Annotated in this window: 15 protein-coding genes; 1 reads left to right on the forward strand and 14 read right to left on the reverse strand. The window is 58.9% G+C overall.

What is annotated here, in order from left to right; genetic code table 11:
- Positions 1–160: 160 nt before the first annotated feature.
- Positions 161–844 carry a hypothetical protein gene (locus tag JWS10_RS10715; RefSeq protein ID WP_299507206.1) on the forward strand — a complete coding sequence of 228 codons (684 nt, stop codon included), beginning with the start codon at positions 161–163 and terminating at the stop codon, positions 842–844.
- Here the strand turns inward: JWS10_RS10715 and JWS10_RS10720 are convergent.
- The 14 genes from JWS10_RS10720 to JWS10_RS10785 all read right to left on the reverse strand — a co-directional run bounded on the left by JWS10_RS10720 (position 771) and on the right by JWS10_RS10785 (position 13,221).
- Positions 771–3,125: a phage tail tape measure protein gene (locus tag JWS10_RS10720; RefSeq protein WP_299507209.1), complete on the reverse strand. Its 2,355-nt coding sequence runs from the start codon at positions 3,123–3,125 to the stop codon at positions 771–773. The two genes, JWS10_RS10715 and JWS10_RS10720, sit on opposite strands and share 74 nt — an antisense overlap.
- An 11-nt stretch (positions 3,126–3,136) precedes the next feature.
- Positions 3,137–4,744 (reverse strand): terminase TerL endonuclease subunit, encoded by a 1,608-nt coding sequence (locus JWS10_RS10725; protein WP_299507212.1) that lies wholly within the window; start codon positions 4,742–4,744, stop codon positions 3,137–3,139.
- Between the two features lies 1 nt (position 4,745).
- Entirely contained in the window at positions 4,746–5,138 is a 393-nt protein-coding gene (locus JWS10_RS10730; protein WP_299507215.1) for a phage terminase small subunit P27 family, read from the reverse strand.
- Entirely contained in the window at positions 5,135–5,455 is a 321-nt protein-coding gene (locus tag JWS10_RS10735) for a phage head closure protein (RefSeq protein WP_299507218.1), read from the reverse strand. The genes JWS10_RS10730 and JWS10_RS10735 overlap by 4 nt, the downstream gene beginning before the upstream one ends.
- Before the next feature lie 2 nt (positions 5,456–5,457).
- Positions 5,458–5,877 carry a DUF3168 domain-containing protein gene (locus JWS10_RS10740; RefSeq protein ID WP_299507221.1) on the reverse strand — a complete coding sequence of 140 codons (420 nt, stop codon included), beginning with the start codon at positions 5,875–5,877 and terminating at the stop codon, positions 5,458–5,460.
- A complete protein-coding gene (locus JWS10_RS10745; protein ID WP_299507223.1) occupies positions 5,870–6,319 on the reverse strand; it encodes an HK97-gp10 family putative phage morphogenesis protein in 450 nt (149 codons plus the stop codon). The genes JWS10_RS10740 and JWS10_RS10745 overlap by 8 nt, the downstream gene beginning before the upstream one ends.
- Position 6,320: 1 nt before the next feature.
- Complete coding sequence (locus tag JWS10_RS10750; RefSeq protein WP_299507226.1) at positions 6,321–6,608, reverse strand: head-tail connector protein; 288 nt, start codon at positions 6,606–6,608, stop codon at positions 6,321–6,323.
- 246 nt (positions 6,609–6,854) lie between these two features.
- On the reverse strand, positions 6,855–7,337 hold the full coding sequence (locus tag JWS10_RS10755; RefSeq protein ID WP_299507229.1) for a hypothetical protein: 483 nt from the start codon (positions 7,335–7,337) through the stop codon (positions 6,855–6,857).
- Positions 7,334–7,675, reverse strand: coding sequence for an HNH endonuclease signature motif containing protein (locus tag JWS10_RS10760; protein WP_299507232.1), 342 nt, complete (start codon positions 7,673–7,675; stop codon positions 7,334–7,336). The genes JWS10_RS10755 and JWS10_RS10760 overlap by 4 nt, the downstream gene beginning before the upstream one ends.
- Positions 7,676–7,683: 8 nt before the next feature.
- A complete protein-coding gene (locus JWS10_RS10765) occupies positions 7,684–8,295 on the reverse strand; it encodes a hypothetical protein (RefSeq protein ID WP_299507234.1) in 612 nt (203 codons plus the stop codon).
- A gap of 3 nt (positions 8,296–8,298) precedes the next feature.
- The gene (locus tag JWS10_RS10770; protein ID WP_299507237.1) at positions 8,299–9,828 is read right to left on the reverse strand and encodes a phage major capsid protein; all 1,530 of its coding nucleotides are present in this window, start codon (positions 9,826–9,828) and stop codon (positions 8,299–8,301) included.
- A complete protein-coding gene (locus JWS10_RS10775; RefSeq protein WP_299507239.1) occupies positions 9,825–10,148 on the reverse strand; it encodes a gene transfer agent family protein in 324 nt (107 codons plus the stop codon). The genes JWS10_RS10770 and JWS10_RS10775 overlap by 4 nt, the downstream gene beginning before the upstream one ends.
- A complete protein-coding gene (locus tag JWS10_RS10780) occupies positions 10,141–11,346 on the reverse strand; it encodes a phage portal protein (protein ID WP_299507241.1) in 1,206 nt (401 codons plus the stop codon). Before JWS10_RS10780 ends, JWS10_RS10775 begins: the two co-directional genes overlap by 8 nt.
- 72 nt (positions 11,347–11,418) lie before the next feature.
- On the reverse strand, positions 11,419–13,221 hold the full coding sequence (locus JWS10_RS10785) for a site-specific integrase (protein ID WP_299507243.1): 1,803 nt from the start codon (positions 13,219–13,221) through the stop codon (positions 11,419–11,421).
- Positions 13,222–13,261: the final 40 nt, after the last annotated feature.

Genomic DNA, 13,261 nt, shown 5'->3' on the forward strand with positions numbered 1-13,261 from the left:
ATGATCATACCCCGGTTTGGATCGGGCTTGCGCCCTCACCTCGGCATGGGGTGGATCATCTGCCGCGTTCCGGCGCTACGGCGATAGACGGGCCTCTGGCGACTGTAGTAGGGTTTCAGCTTGAAAGCTAAAACGCAGCAGAAAATGAGGAACTTGCAGGATGGTGTGGACGTTCTGGGATTTTGTTGCCTTTGCGGGTTCTGCGGGTGTGATCAGTGCGATCATCTCGGCAATCTTCACACTGTTTCCTGCCCGCTACGAACGAACACGGAAAGCGAGAATGCTGGCCATGAAAACAGGCATTCAGTTTGAGGCATACTTTCGCGCTTGCGTGGACAACATCACGAGCACTCACAACCACATTTCAAGCAGTGGTCATGTGGGCGAGTTCAATCTCCTGATACCCACGCCACCAAAACTTGCGGTTGAAGATGCCGCATGGTCCGATATTGACCACGCACTTGCTCGGCGAGCGTTCGGGTTTGGCCCGTGGGTTGAATATGAAAATGACGGCATCAGCGCTGGCTTTGAGGATTTGATGGGACCAGATGACGAACCCGACGAAGTGCGTGGGTTGTCCGCGCAATACAAGGCTGCGCTGGACGCCTACGCTTTGTCGGTAGATTTCTTCAATGCCTACAAAATCAAGAAAATCGAGCACTCAGAAAGCACATTCGAATATCTTAAACTTCGAAAGGCCCGCTTTGATGAACAAGTCCAGAAAGACAAGGAAGCAGAGCGAGCCTTTGACGAGGCGAACCTGAAGCAATTTACCCCTTTTTATTCAGCATTGCACCCGGTCGGAACTGACGGCCAAGTTCATCCCGCACCACCGCCCGCATAGACAGTTCGGTTTCACGCGCCACCTGCTTGGCAAGATCGAAGTTTTGCTCTGGCGTCCCACCGCTGGCGTTCACGGTGACAGGCGCGTTAATGGTCACGCTGGGGGCAGATACACCGCCACGACTCATAGGCGAGTCACCAGACGCCCTTGCGGCCTTTTTTGCTACACCCGCCGCCCCGCCGTCGTTGTAGCCCTGTAGCGCGCTCCTATGGAGTCCTTCGAGGTTTGCCACGCCAAGGCGTTGCGTGGCGGCTTTGGACATGACGAACTCGCCGCGATGCACCACGCCAGCGGGTTCAAGCCTGCCACCGTCGCCAGTGTAGCCACCGCCCGAAAAGCCAAGCAGCCCGCCGATGAAACCCATGAAAGAACCCGCACCAGCGCCCTCAAACATTGCCATCAGCTTTTTCTGTGCCGCCACTCTGAGCATCTGCAACAGCAAACCTTTCAAGGCTTCACCCGCCGTCATGCTGCCATCGGCCATACCCATGAAAATGTCGGTCAGGGCTTGCGCGCCTTTCGCCCCGGCTTGTTCAATCTGTTGCAGCTTATCGGTGGCGGTTTCGGCGTTCTGGCCTGCGGTCGCATAAGCACCCGCAAGCTGGTCAATTTGGGCCACAAGTTCCGGGGTTATCGTCTTGCCTGCGGCCTGCGCAGCGGTCAGCAACTCGGCCTTTTGCCGGGCAAACTCTAGCGCATCGCCATAATCTTTGCCGCCAGCCGCCACCGCAAGCATCACCACGGCTTCACGCTCTAGCGCCGCTGTTTCTTGCTGGATCGAGGCCAGCGCCTTGGCAAAGTCATCTTGCTTGGCCGCACCACCACCGCCACCAGCCGCTTTGGGGGCGTCCGGAACGCCGAAGTCAGGATCGTTCGGCGCGCGCTTAGGCTTGACGCTGGTTGTGGGTGCCAGCGGCGAACCGGGTTCAGGCGGCAACAGATCACCGCGAGCGGTAAGCGGGGTGCCACTGTCCATCAAAGAGATGCCTGCGACAGCATCGCGCGCAGCTTTGGCCGCACCGGGCAGCAGCCCGATCCACTCTAACAACGAACTGACTTGGCCGATGACGCCAGCAAGCCGCGCCTGATCGAGTTCACCCATCGCGGTCAGGGTGTCTTGTGCGTCTGTCACAACGTCGCGCAGCTTGGCCGCGTATTGCTCGCCGCTGATCGTGCCTGCCTCAAATTCACGCGCTGCCTCACCGATCTTCGTCGCAAGGCCAGTGAGTGCCTGCGCACCCGCTTCATTGCCAACACCGCGCAGCATGGTCGAGGCTTCGCTCAAAGCCGGGACAAGCAACCGCGCTTCGGTTGCCAGATCACTATACTCGATCTTGAGGGCTTCGATCTGTTCAAGCGCGTCTTGCGGAACCTCTGGCAATTCTGAAAGCTGCCCGGTCGTTCCCTTGCCAAGCAACCGCGCGGTATCAACAGGGTCAAAGGTCAGCTTTGGTGTTTCTCGGTCAATCAAGCCGAAGAAATATCCGGCTTCGACAACGCCTGTGCGCCAAACAGATGCCAGCCGGGTTTCCACCTCACTGAATTTCGAGTCCAGTTCGGCGGCTTTCTTCACTGCGCCTTCGTCAAGCACCAAGCCAAGATCACGGGCGCGGGCGATCTGCGCGGTGATGCCAGCCGCGCCTTTGTCGAGTAGCTGCGTGAATTGCTCACCCTGACCGCCGAAAATCTCATCTGCGACCCTGATCTGTGCAGCCTGATCAAGTCCTTCCATCCGCTTGATGATCTCAAGCATCAGGGCCGAAGGGTCTTTCAGCTTCTCTTTCAGGTCCACGGCGCTAAAGCCAAGGCGCTGGAAAGCCTCTGCGGCACTGCCGCTGCCGTTCACGATAAATTCGTCAGACCGAAGTGACATTTCCTTGAAGCTGTCCACCAGCGCGTCAACGCTGATGCGGTTTTGATCAGCAACGAAAGACCATTCTTGAAAGGCCGAAGTCTGCATACCTGCGCGCTTGGCTGCATCACCGATCTCTGCGATGCCTTTCACCGTCTGCCGAACGGCAGCAACACCACCTGCCACGCCGATGCCTGCGACAGTTCCGGCCAAGCCCGCGATCTTAGGCATGGCGATGCCTTTGAACGCGGCAGACATACGGGTGCCTGCGGACTCATAGCTTTTCGCCATCGCGTCGGCTGACTTTTTGCTGTTGCGTTGCAGGTCGGTGGCAAACTTACGCTGTGCGCCGTTCGCTTTTTTCAGGGCGCGCTCAAGGCCGTCGATACGGGCCTCAAGCGGGATAATTAAGCCGGGTAATTCGGTCATGGCGGTAACTCCTAGAAAGTGAACAGGTCCGCGTCGGCGGCATTGTAAGCAGACTGATTTGTTTCGGCCGCGCAGGCGCGTGAGACAGCCATCGCGGCCGCAATAGCACCGTCTATGCGATCAGTTTTTTTGCCCTTGTGCATCCTGATCACGCCAGCATCGCTGCGGCTGGCGACCACGCTGGCGAAGTGATGGCGCAAGATCGGGTTGCCATCATGCCTGATAAGATGACCGTTCACGGTGCGCTCTAGGTCGCCTGCCGCTACACCCATAGTCAGAGGTGCTTGGCGCATTTCCACGGTTGGGATGCCGTCATCATAGAGGTGTTGCATGGTGACGCGCGCAAGGTGCGGGTCAAAGGCCACCTCTTGCACGTCAAACCGCCCGCAAAGTTCACGCACACAATCTTCAACCGCGGCTGGTGCGATGATCGGGCCGGGAACCGCGGTGATCAGACCTTCGTCACGCCAGCGCTCATATGGCACCCCGTCGCGGTCGCCACGCTCTTTCAGATCATCACCCGGCACAAAGAACCACGGTTTGACCGTGATCTGCCCGTCATCATGCAGGAACGCTGCCACAACGGCGGTAAGGTCGCCGCTGATCGACATATCCACGCCAATCCAGCACGGCAGCGCCTCTAGGTCGGTCAGGTCATCGGCAAAGCACCGGGCGTCATAGGTATCGAGGTCAAACAGCGGATCGCGGCTGTGTGCCATCCAGAGGTTCAAGTTGAACTGTTGAAAGGCGTAGCGGTCGGATGGTCGGCCTTCGGCTTCTTTGGCCGCTGCGCGCAGCCCGCCTAGGCTTGGAAAGCCGTGGACAAGGCCGGGGTTCACCCGCTGCCATACCGTTTCGTCAAGCCAATCGTCATCGGGTGCGGCCTCAAATATGATCGGCAGATATTCGGGGTTGTCGATTTCGCCCAAAGCCACCCGGCGCGCGTAGCTGTATTGCTCTGCGCCTAGGTTTTCAGAACCGCGCCCCGCCGTGGTGGCGATGACGGTCAGGCTTTGATCCACCTTCACCATGCCGGATTTCAGGGCTTCCCAGAGGTCGCGGCCTTTCCAGACGTGGATTTCGTCGATCAGGGTGAAGCTAGGTGTTTTGCCGTGCTGCGCGCCGCCGTCGCTGGAAACGGCGATCAAGGTCACGTCCTGCGCTTTGAGCACGATTTTTTTGGCGCTGTTGTGGGCGTCATAGATTTTGGTTGCCGCCACCAGCCTATTATCCATGCGCACGATATTCGCCGCTTCCCGAAAGCCGATGCCAGCTTGTTCGCGGTCAGATGCGGCAAAGATCACCTGTCCGGCTGGCACCTTTTCCGGGCCGATGGTGTGCAGCAACGCCAGCGCAGCAGCGAGGCTGGTTTTGCGGTTTCCGCGTGGGATCATCAGAAAGACGTTGCGCACGATACGGCTGCCATCCGGGTGGCGCGGGCCGTAGATGCGCCGCACGATACGTTCCTGCCAAGGAAACAACTGGAAAGCACGCTTCGGCATGGTGCTGTTAGGGTGGCGCAACAGGCGCAAGAAACGCACGGCGCGTTCACCGAAGCCGAACGGGTCCGGGATCGGGCTGTTGTCGTATATCCATGCCGGGTATGTGGTGGCGGTCATGCTACACCGCCAGCGGGTTGTCGGTGTCGTCGTCGGCTTCGGCGTTGTTGCCGATGCGTGCGCGGCTTGTGGGTGTCAGGCCGTATTCGGCGGCCAACTGGCGCGCGGTCTGCGCAGCCCGGTTAAGAACCCCGAACAACTTGGCGTCGATCATGCCGCCGATGGCTTGGCGGTCAGTCTCGATCTGCCGGATGATACCGATGCAGGTGACGTAGTTTTCCACGCCCGCCAGATCGGCGCGGGTGATGATCTGCCGCGTGATCAGTTGCGGCATGATGCGTTTCCACTCTGCTTTCGCATGGGGTGCCAGCCATGACGGCACGGGCGGCGCTTTGGTCAGGGCGTCATCATCGGTGGTCAGGGCGGGCTTTATGCCTCGGTTGTGAATACTCATAGCACCACCCCCACCGCGCGCAGTTTCCAGCCGTCGCGCCGCCCGATCTCTGTGATTGCTTTCAGGTCGTAGGTGCGGCCTTGGAACAGGATGCGGTCACCTGTGGTGATCGGCGTCGGGTGCCAGCGAACAACGAAAATCAGCGTTTCCGCTTCGGCCTGACCGAAGCCTGTGGCAATCTCATCCGCGTTTTGTTCGCGCACCTCGGCCCGAACGGTCAATAAATTAGTCCAGGCGATTGTTGGCACCCGGCCCGGTAAGACTGTTTCAACGCCGCGTTGCACAGTGATGATGCGATCAAGTTTTCCAGCTTCCATGATCAGAACCCCCACCGAATAACGGCTTCCAGCGTCATAACCCCGTGCGTGTAGGCGAGGTCAGGTTGCGGGTCGCGCATCCAGATCGTGCGGGGCTTGGCGTATTCATCCACGGCAAAGCCAATGCCAGCCGGGGCGTCGATCAGGGCTTGCAACACCGCCATGCCGATGGCCTTGGCCGTCTCTGCACCGTCTTCAATCGCCCAGATATGCAGATCGAGAAAAACGCGCGCGACGTGCTGCGATACGGGCGCGCGGCCAAGATATTCGGTCTGCGCACCCGCAAGAATGATGCACGGCGTTTTGTCGGGCCGGGTCGAGCCTGCGCGAATATGCGCCACTGGCACCAGAGCAAGCACCTCTGGCGAGGCCACCAGCGCGGCGGCGGTTGCATCTTGGAAGGCGAGTGTGGGTTCAAGCATCGGTTGCACCCCCGGCTTTTGCGGCCGCGCGGATGGCGGCACCCACGGCACGGCCGATGCGCGCCTTGAACTTTGCGCGGGTCAGTCGTTCGGCCGGGCGCATAAACGGCTGTGCCTCGTGGTTTACGGTGCCAAATTCCTGCAGATGACCGTGGCGCATATCGGGGTTGCCGACAGTCACCAGCGCCTCATTTTCGGCAGCGGTGCGCTTGCCACCACCAGCGGCGTAGGGCGGGGTCGTTTGGCCGGGTGCGGTAACTGCAATCGAGGCGATCAAGTCGCCTTCGTCTTGAGGTGCCAGCGCCTTCATGGTCGCGGCAAGTTCCTCGGCAGACGCAATCAGCGCGGGCCGAACGTGTGCCACGATTTCAGCCGGGATGGCCTCAAGGCGCTTCGCCAAAGCGCGAGATTGCGCAGCGAGATCAAACGATTGCGAAGCCATCTTACACCACCCATCTGCGATAGGGGTGCAAAAGGTCATGCACGCCGAACGGGATCATGTAGGCGTTGCCACCGACCACGGCGGCTTCGCGGATTTCATACCAGTATGCCGCCAGCATTAGCACGGCTTGGGTGAAAGCAGCGGGTGCCGGGTCACTGACCCAATCACCGCTGTAGCTATGCGCGTAGCCTTCGGCCGCTTCGATCTTGTGCTGTAACAGCACGTCGTCGAGATCATGTTCGATATTCATCTGCGATTTCAGCAGGCTAAGAAGTGTAAGTGATGTCATAGTGCTGCCTCAATCTCTGTAGATAACGATACAACGTTTGGCATTAGGGAGTTTTTGCCGTGGGTGATTGGTCGGATGCGATGGCAGACGGTGCGATTTGTGAAGGTTGTGCCTGCCCCGGAAACACCCAAACTTGCGGTTGTTCGGGTTCTCTTGAAATTATTCGCAAGCGTGGCCTCGCCCAAACCGTAGGGTTCGGTCGCACTCTGGACAGGTGGGAACCAAAGCAGCCGCGCGCTAAGTAGGTCAAACATGGTCTTCACCCGAAAAAGCTATTTCGGCCATCTCTTGTAAGAGCCTCCCCCCGCCGGTCCCCTGACACTCCGCAAAATCGTTACCCACCCCCCGCTGTGCCTTCCGAACGAATTTGGTCATATCGTTCAGCGGCTCTGTGAGGGTGCGTTCTGGTGTCCAGTTGGAGCGCAGACGGTTGTGGATCACTTTGATGCCGATGCCTGTGCGCTCTGACCACTCAGGGATCGTGAGAGTTTCGCCTTGATAGGTGATCAGCTTCGGCCCGGTCTTTGTGCGTGCTGCGATCTGCTTTATCTCGTTCGACTTTGCTATGGCGTCGGCCTCTGACCACCCCAAGGTGAGACGGCTGTATATCGTGAATGCCGGGATACCTGTGCGCTGCGACCACTCTTTGATGGTCAGGGTTTCACCGCCGAAGCTGATGGCGCTGACGTCGATGGGGCGCTTGACGGGTAATGCGATGGTGCGTTTCATGCGCGGCGCTCCAGCCGTTGTTTTGCGCTGTTATGGCAGCGGGCGCAAAGCGACTGCCAGTTGCGCCAATCCCAGAACAGCTTTTCGTCGCCACGGTGCGGGATGATGTGATCAACCACGGTTGCACCAGCCTTGCCGCACATTGCGCAGCACGGATGATGGAACAGCCATTCTGTGCGCGCCTGTTCCCATTTGCGGCTGTAACCACGCTGGCGGGCAGTCGGGCGCTTGGCGTCATGGCGGGCATTGCGGGCGCGGGTGGCAGCGATCTGACACTGGCAGCGGGTGCCGTGCGCGACGGTGCGGCCACAGTTGCAGAGGTGTGGGGGTCTGGACATGGCGGGCCTCAAAAGGTCATCAGGCGCAGGGCTTCAAAGCCTGCGCGGTCAAAGGTCGGATCGAGGCCAGCGGCGATATTGGCGTCACGATCTGCCTCGGTTTGGGTGGTGTCATCTTTGTCGGCTGTGGTGCCGTTGATGGCTTCTAGGCGGGCGATATGCCCGGTCAGGGCTTCGGTGATCTCGGTCGGTGTTGCGTGCCAAGTCTCTGCCGGGGTCCAGCCAAGCCAGCCTGTGCCGATCTGGTAAAGCTGCGCGTATGCCTCTGACCACGAAAGCGTTTTGCCTTTGGGCTTGCCGCTGGTGGTGTCGGTGGCGGGTGTGGGCAGGAAAGCCGCCAGCAGACTCGATAGCGTGCCTGTGACGGCCTGCTTGTAGACTTGCAGGGGTTCGGTGCTGATTGAGGCAAGGAAGCGCTGTGCGGCGCTGTGATCGGTCGCTGCGATCTTGATCATGTTGCCGATGGTGGCGGTGTCGAATTGATCGAGTTTGGTGATCAGCGGGCCGAAGCCATCATGCAGGCGCTCAAGCCGAAGTGCTGACCGCAAAGACGCGCGCAGCCGCACGGTGTTGCCACCGTGCGAAAGCGTGAACTCTGTCTCTGCGGCCAGCGGGTTCATGGCTTATGCTGCCAGCGACAGCTTGGACAGGGCTTCGCCCATGATGACGCGACCACCGACACGGCGGCGTGCCACCAGCTTCACCAGACCGTTCGCTGCCCCAGTAAGATCATCGCGCACGATCTCAAAGCCGATGCGATCTGCAACGACGTAGCCGGATGCGAAGTCACCAAAAATGATGGGCGATGCGGCCGCCACGGCGTTAGGCATATCCACCGACTCGTAGACCGGGCGGCCAAGCAGGGTTGGCGGCTGGCCTGCGGCGATACCGCTCTGCCACAAGTAAGAACCTTGGGTGTCTTGCAGCTTGCGGATACGGGCCATCGTTGCTCGATTCATCAGCCAAGCACCGTTGGCGGCGTAGACACTCTTGACGCTGTAGAACAAGTCAATCAGCGCGTTAGAGGTCAAAGCAGCGATGTTGGCGATCTGGGTATTTTGCACCTCAGTCGAGTTCAGCACGCCTTCGGCTTGACTGGTGCCGTTGCCATTCACAAACCACGCGGCCTCTTTCTGACCGAAGCGGCGCGCAACGTGGTTAGACAGGTAGGCCGAAAGGTCGATCTGCGCATCTTCAAGCAATGTCTTGGTGATCGGCAAGATGACTGCCATCTCGTGCGGCTTGAGGTCGATCTGTTCAAAGGTGGGTTCGCTTTCGGGCCGGGTGCTGATCTCGGTCACGTCGCCCACGGTGATCTCGTTCACCAGCCGGGGAAGCTGCAGCAGCGGGCCGGACATAGCGAGGGTCTGTGCCAGCGTGCGGACGGGCGAAAACTCAGCCACCTTTTCGAGGATAGTCGAGGCGACGGTCTCAGGGGCGAGGATGCCACCAGTCGAGGGCGCGCCGACTGACAGCGCCTTCACTTCAGTCGCATCACCAGTGCGAAGGAAGCCTGCAAATGCCTTCTTTTCGGTCTGGTCGTCGGCACCGTAGATCACCGATGCGTTGTTGCCGCGCGGGCGGTTGCTCTTGGCCTCAAGCTGATCGAGGCGGGCTTTCATCGCGTCGAACGCTTTGGTGTCGATCTGCTGAGCGTTGGCCGGTGTTTGGGTTTCGTCAAGCATTGTGTTTTCCTCTGGGGTGTTGGCCGCGTTTGCGGCTTTGATGGAAGTGATCTGCGCGCCGGGGTGGGACGGGATGGCGACAACGCTAATTTCGTGGAGATCGAGGGCGGTGATCGTGCGACCACGGGGGCGAGGCGTGGCCGATTTTGTGACGAAACCGATTGAGAGGCCGGAAACAGCGCCAGCTTGGATCATGGCGCGAACCTCAGCGGCGCGGGCCACGTCATCGACAAGCAAGCGGCCTTTGACGGTTAAACCGTCCGGGGTTTCAGTGATCTCATTCCAGACGCCGATCACCTGTGCCTGATCATGCGCAAACAGCATCGGCAGCGAGGCCGGGGCGGTGAACGCGCCTTTGGTGATAACGTCGCCAACTCGATCAGGTGAACCGAACGGCCATGCGGTGCCTGTGATCTCGCCCGCGTCGTCAACAGCGAACGCCGCCTTGAACTCGATACGGTCGGTCATGCCGCCACCTCTGGAACGCCTGACCACCGGGCATCAAGGATACTCAAGGCCAGCGCCACCAGTTCACCCAGCGGGCGGTTGGTCGCGTAGGCGTTTACCTTGCGCAGGGCGTAGTCAGGTCCAGCGCCGCCGCCGATCATCCCAAGTCGGATGATTTCGCGCAGCATCTCTGCGGTGAATTGCCCCGCAATGAAGTCGGCGTAAATTGCGCCAATGCCGCGGGCCGTCATATGCTCCAATTCAGCAAGCATTTCATCGGTCAGGCAAAAAGTGTAATCGGTTGTTCCAAAGAACCCCCGATGTGAGATTTTATCAGGCATCTTGAGGTTCCTTTTTAACGGCGTCATTTTCGCCTGTCGTGGTGTAGGGGTTTTGCAGGGTGTTGCCTTCGGCATGGGCGGGCAGGTTCAAACCACCGCGAACCTCGTTAGCTGTCATCGCACCCATTGAACGGAATTGACCGTAGGCTGTGGCGCGTTCGGCAAGTTTTACCGTGGATAAATCTTCGGTGATAAACTCGATATAATAAGCGCGCCGTTCCTCTGGTGTCAGCAACACGCGCGCATAAGCCGCCTGCCACTTATTAAGCCAAGGCCGAAGCGTGGTTTGAATAAACTGGCGCTGCATTTCTTCGGCGTTTGACCAAGTGCTACGCGACAATTCAAAAAGCATTGTTGGCGGCACTCTAAAAATGCGCGCGACTTCGTGGATTTGCTCAAGGCGGTTTTCACTGAATTGCGCATCTGTCAGCGTCATGGTGATTTGCTGATAGGCCATGCCTTCATCAAGCAGCGCCACGCCGCCAGATTTCGGGCCGGAATGGGTGTCGGTCCACGCCTTTTTCAGCTTGCCCTTACCTTCTTCTGTTACCGACTTAGGGGCGGTGATGATGCCGCCGGGTGATGCACCGTTCGCCAGCAACTTCGCGAGGTGGCTGGAAAGTGCTGCTGCCGTAGCGAGGGCTTCACGGCCTAAGCTTATTGGGGAAGCGTCAAAAAACGGCTGGATATGCAGGATTTCGGTGTATGGATAACGCACTGTGCCGCGCGCAGTCTGCATCAGATAATATGGTTCACCGTCATCATCATGCTTGAACTGGACAGAGGCAGGGTCGAGGCGGTGAAGCTCAAGGGGGGTGCCATCGGCGGCGCGGACAGCCACGGCATAGCCCGCACCGTGCAACAGAGCGTCTGCGGTCAGGGTCGTGCGTAGGGCTTCGGCAGAGGTCCACGGATTCGCCTCGTCGTGGATCAGGTGGTAGGCCGGGTGATCCTTTGCCGTCGCCTTAGTGTCCCGCTCAAAGAGTTTTACGGGCAGCGTGCCAGCGGTTTCAGAAATTAACGCGACAGCGCAAGCGACAGCCGGGATACGCATTGCGCCCGAAGCGCTAAAAGACAGACCGCCGATATTTGAGATACCGCCGAAAACGGAAAAGGCTTCATCGTCTGAAAGCGAAAATGATTTGACCTCTGGCTTAAAACCAAGTGCCGATTTTACGGTGTCGAGAAATCCAGTCATCGGCGTTCGTCCTATGAAGCAAGGTCATAGGTTCAATGTAGAATCTGCCGAATCAGTTGTAAGGGGTTTGCGTTATTTTATTTTGTCAAGAACTAAATGATCGAGATTTAGACCGGGATACAGAATTGCGTTTACCAGTTCCACGCGCTGTTCAAGCATACCTTGCGGCATGATGCCGTATCTGCCTGTCATAGATTTTTCAGTGTGACCTAAAATAAAACCGAACTGCTGATCGAGAAAACCACCACGTCGCAAAGCATCTGCCGCGCCATGCCGGAATGAATAAAGCGAAAGCCCCCTGCCCGTTTTCAGCCCGATCCTTGTCAGATACCGCCCGAACTCACGCGACACATCGGCCATCATCTGACCGCGCAGGTTTCGCACCGCGCCGGGGAACAACGCCGTGCCGCCCTCTCTAACGCGGGTTTCGTGGTAAGTGATGAAGCCAAGCCTGATCAGTTCCGGGTGAACCGGGATCACCCGCATCGACCCTTCGGTTTTCACCGACTTGCCTTGCGTGGTTTCGTCGCCTTCGGTCGTGACGTGCATGATCCAGTGGCCGTGCTGTTGCCGAACGTCGTTGACGGCAAGCTGACCGATCTCTGCGGGCCGCGCGCCAGAGAACAGCATGATCAACGGCAGCCAATAACGATGATCGCGGATCAGGAAGTTGCCGGGTTTTGCTAGCTTGCGCCATTCATCATCACTCTGGCACCCTGCAAACCACGGCGAAGCAAACAGCGCTTTTAGCTGGTCGGTGTTGAACGGCAGCGTGGTGGTTTTTGTCTCTTTCTTGAGTGCCAAGCCCAAGGTGACGTTCTCGTTCACATAGCCGTTGTCCACAGCCCACGACAGAAACGCGCCAAGGCTGGACAGGTAGCGGTTTACGGTCCGGTCAGCGATCACCGGCTTGCCGATCTTCTCATTCGCCTTGACGATTTGCGATATGGTCATGCCCGCGAACACATTGGTTTCGGTCGCCTTGACAGGGTATTTGACAAGCAACTGCTTCCAGTTTCGCACTTCGACTTTGCTGATCGAGGCGATGGGAAAGCTGGCACCTACCAGTTCAACGAACGTGCCAATGTCACGGCGCATCTGGTGAAGCCGATCAACAGCAACGCCGCTGGGGTTTTCTCTGGTGAAGATTGCGAAAAGGTCCATGATCGTCTCACCCGGCTTCGCAGAGGCGCGGCGCCGCCCGCTGGCGGGCCGCACCAGCTGGTCGCGGGGTTCGCCAGCATAATCACCAGCATCGCGCTCTAGGGTGCGCTGTAGCCCCTCTATGCCGCCACGCATCATAGCACGGGCGATGCCCACCCACTCAGGCGAACCGGGCGCTGCATACAGCCGGTTTGCGCGCAGGAACTCGTTCACGTCATCGGCGATGGGCGTCATCTCACCCTTGATCAGGTTCGCGCGCGTATCGGCCAGCTTCGCCTTGCGCATGGCGCTGTTGAAGTCTGCGGCGTTTTGCTTCGCCTGAAATCCCACGGTCGCCGCCAGCATCGCCAGACGGTCGGTCAGGTCCAGTCCCTCGGCCTGCACTGTTGCAACTGCCTCGGCCTTAGCCGCTTGCACGTCGCCTTCGGTCGGCAGGTTCACCCGCGCGGCTTCGTCGTCGGCAAGTGTCTGGTTGTAGTGCGACCACGCCGCTGCCGCATCGTCGTCTTTGGTTAGGCTCTTGCGGGCGCGTAGATCTTCAAACTCAAGGTGCCACATTTGCATTTGCGGATGCAGCCTCCGTTTGGCCTCTGACAACTCTTTGGTGCCTAAGGCTTTCACAAGTTCGGTTTTGCCGATCACTTCAACCAGATCAACAGGAACACGGATGCGCGCAGAATAACTTGCACCGCGTCTCAGAAGGTTGCTCATTTTGCCCTGCCCTGTCACATGTGGAACGGTCGTGCGTTAC

Origin of the sequence: Cypionkella sp. (genome assembly GCF_028290025.1) — a bacterium.
In the GTDB taxonomy this organism is placed as follows: Bacteria; Pseudomonadota; Alphaproteobacteria; order Rhodobacterales; family Rhodobacteraceae; genus Cypionkella.

Bases quoted from the DNA above. Each gene is read 5' to 3' on its own strand.
- JWS10_RS10785 (WP_299507243.1), bottom strand. From the start codon at position 13,221: ATGAGCAACCTTCTGAGACGCGGTGCAAGTTATTCTGCGCGCATCCGT.
- JWS10_RS10730 (WP_299507215.1), bottom strand. From the start codon at position 5,138: ATGAGTATTCACAACCGAGGCATAAAGCCCGCCCTGACCACCGATGAT.
- JWS10_RS10745 (WP_299507223.1), bottom strand. From the start codon at position 6,319: ATGGCTTCGCAATCGTTTGATCTCGCTGCGCAATCTCGCGCTTTGGCG.
- JWS10_RS10780 (WP_299507241.1), bottom strand. From the start codon at position 11,346: ATGACTGGATTTCTCGACACCGTAAAATCGGCACTTGGTTTTAAGCCA.
- JWS10_RS10750 (WP_299507226.1), bottom strand. From the start codon at position 6,608: ATGACATCACTTACACTTCTTAGCCTGCTGAAATCGCAGATGAATATC.
- JWS10_RS10770 (WP_299507237.1), bottom strand. From the start codon at position 9,828: ATGACCGACCGTATCGAGTTCAAGGCGGCGTTCGCTGTTGACGACGCG.
- JWS10_RS10715 (WP_299507206.1), top strand. From the start codon at position 161: ATGGTGTGGACGTTCTGGGATTTTGTTGCCTTTGCGGGTTCTGCGGGT.
- JWS10_RS10755 (WP_299507229.1), bottom strand. From the start codon at position 7,337: ATGAAACGCACCATCGCATTACCCGTCAAGCGCCCCATCGACGTCAGC.
- JWS10_RS10720 (WP_299507209.1), bottom strand. From the start codon at position 3,125: ATGACCGAATTACCCGGCTTAATTATCCCGCTTGAGGCCCGTATCGAC.
- JWS10_RS10740 (WP_299507221.1), bottom strand. From the start codon at position 5,877: ATGCTTGAACCCACACTCGCCTTCCAAGATGCAACCGCCGCCGCGCTG.
- JWS10_RS10775 (WP_299507239.1), bottom strand. From the start codon at position 10,148: ATGCCTGATAAAATCTCACATCGGGGGTTCTTTGGAACAACCGATTAC.
- JWS10_RS10765 (WP_299507234.1), bottom strand. From the start codon at position 8,295: ATGAACCCGCTGGCCGCAGAGACAGAGTTCACGCTTTCGCACGGTGGC.
- JWS10_RS10735 (WP_299507218.1), bottom strand. From the start codon at position 5,455: ATGGAAGCTGGAAAACTTGATCGCATCATCACTGTGCAACGCGGCGTT.
- JWS10_RS10725 (WP_299507212.1), bottom strand. From the start codon at position 4,744: ATGACCGCCACCACATACCCGGCATGGATATACGACAACAGCCCGATC.
- JWS10_RS10760 (WP_299507232.1), bottom strand. From the start codon at position 7,675: ATGTCCAGACCCCCACACCTCTGCAACTGTGGCCGCACCGTCGCGCAC.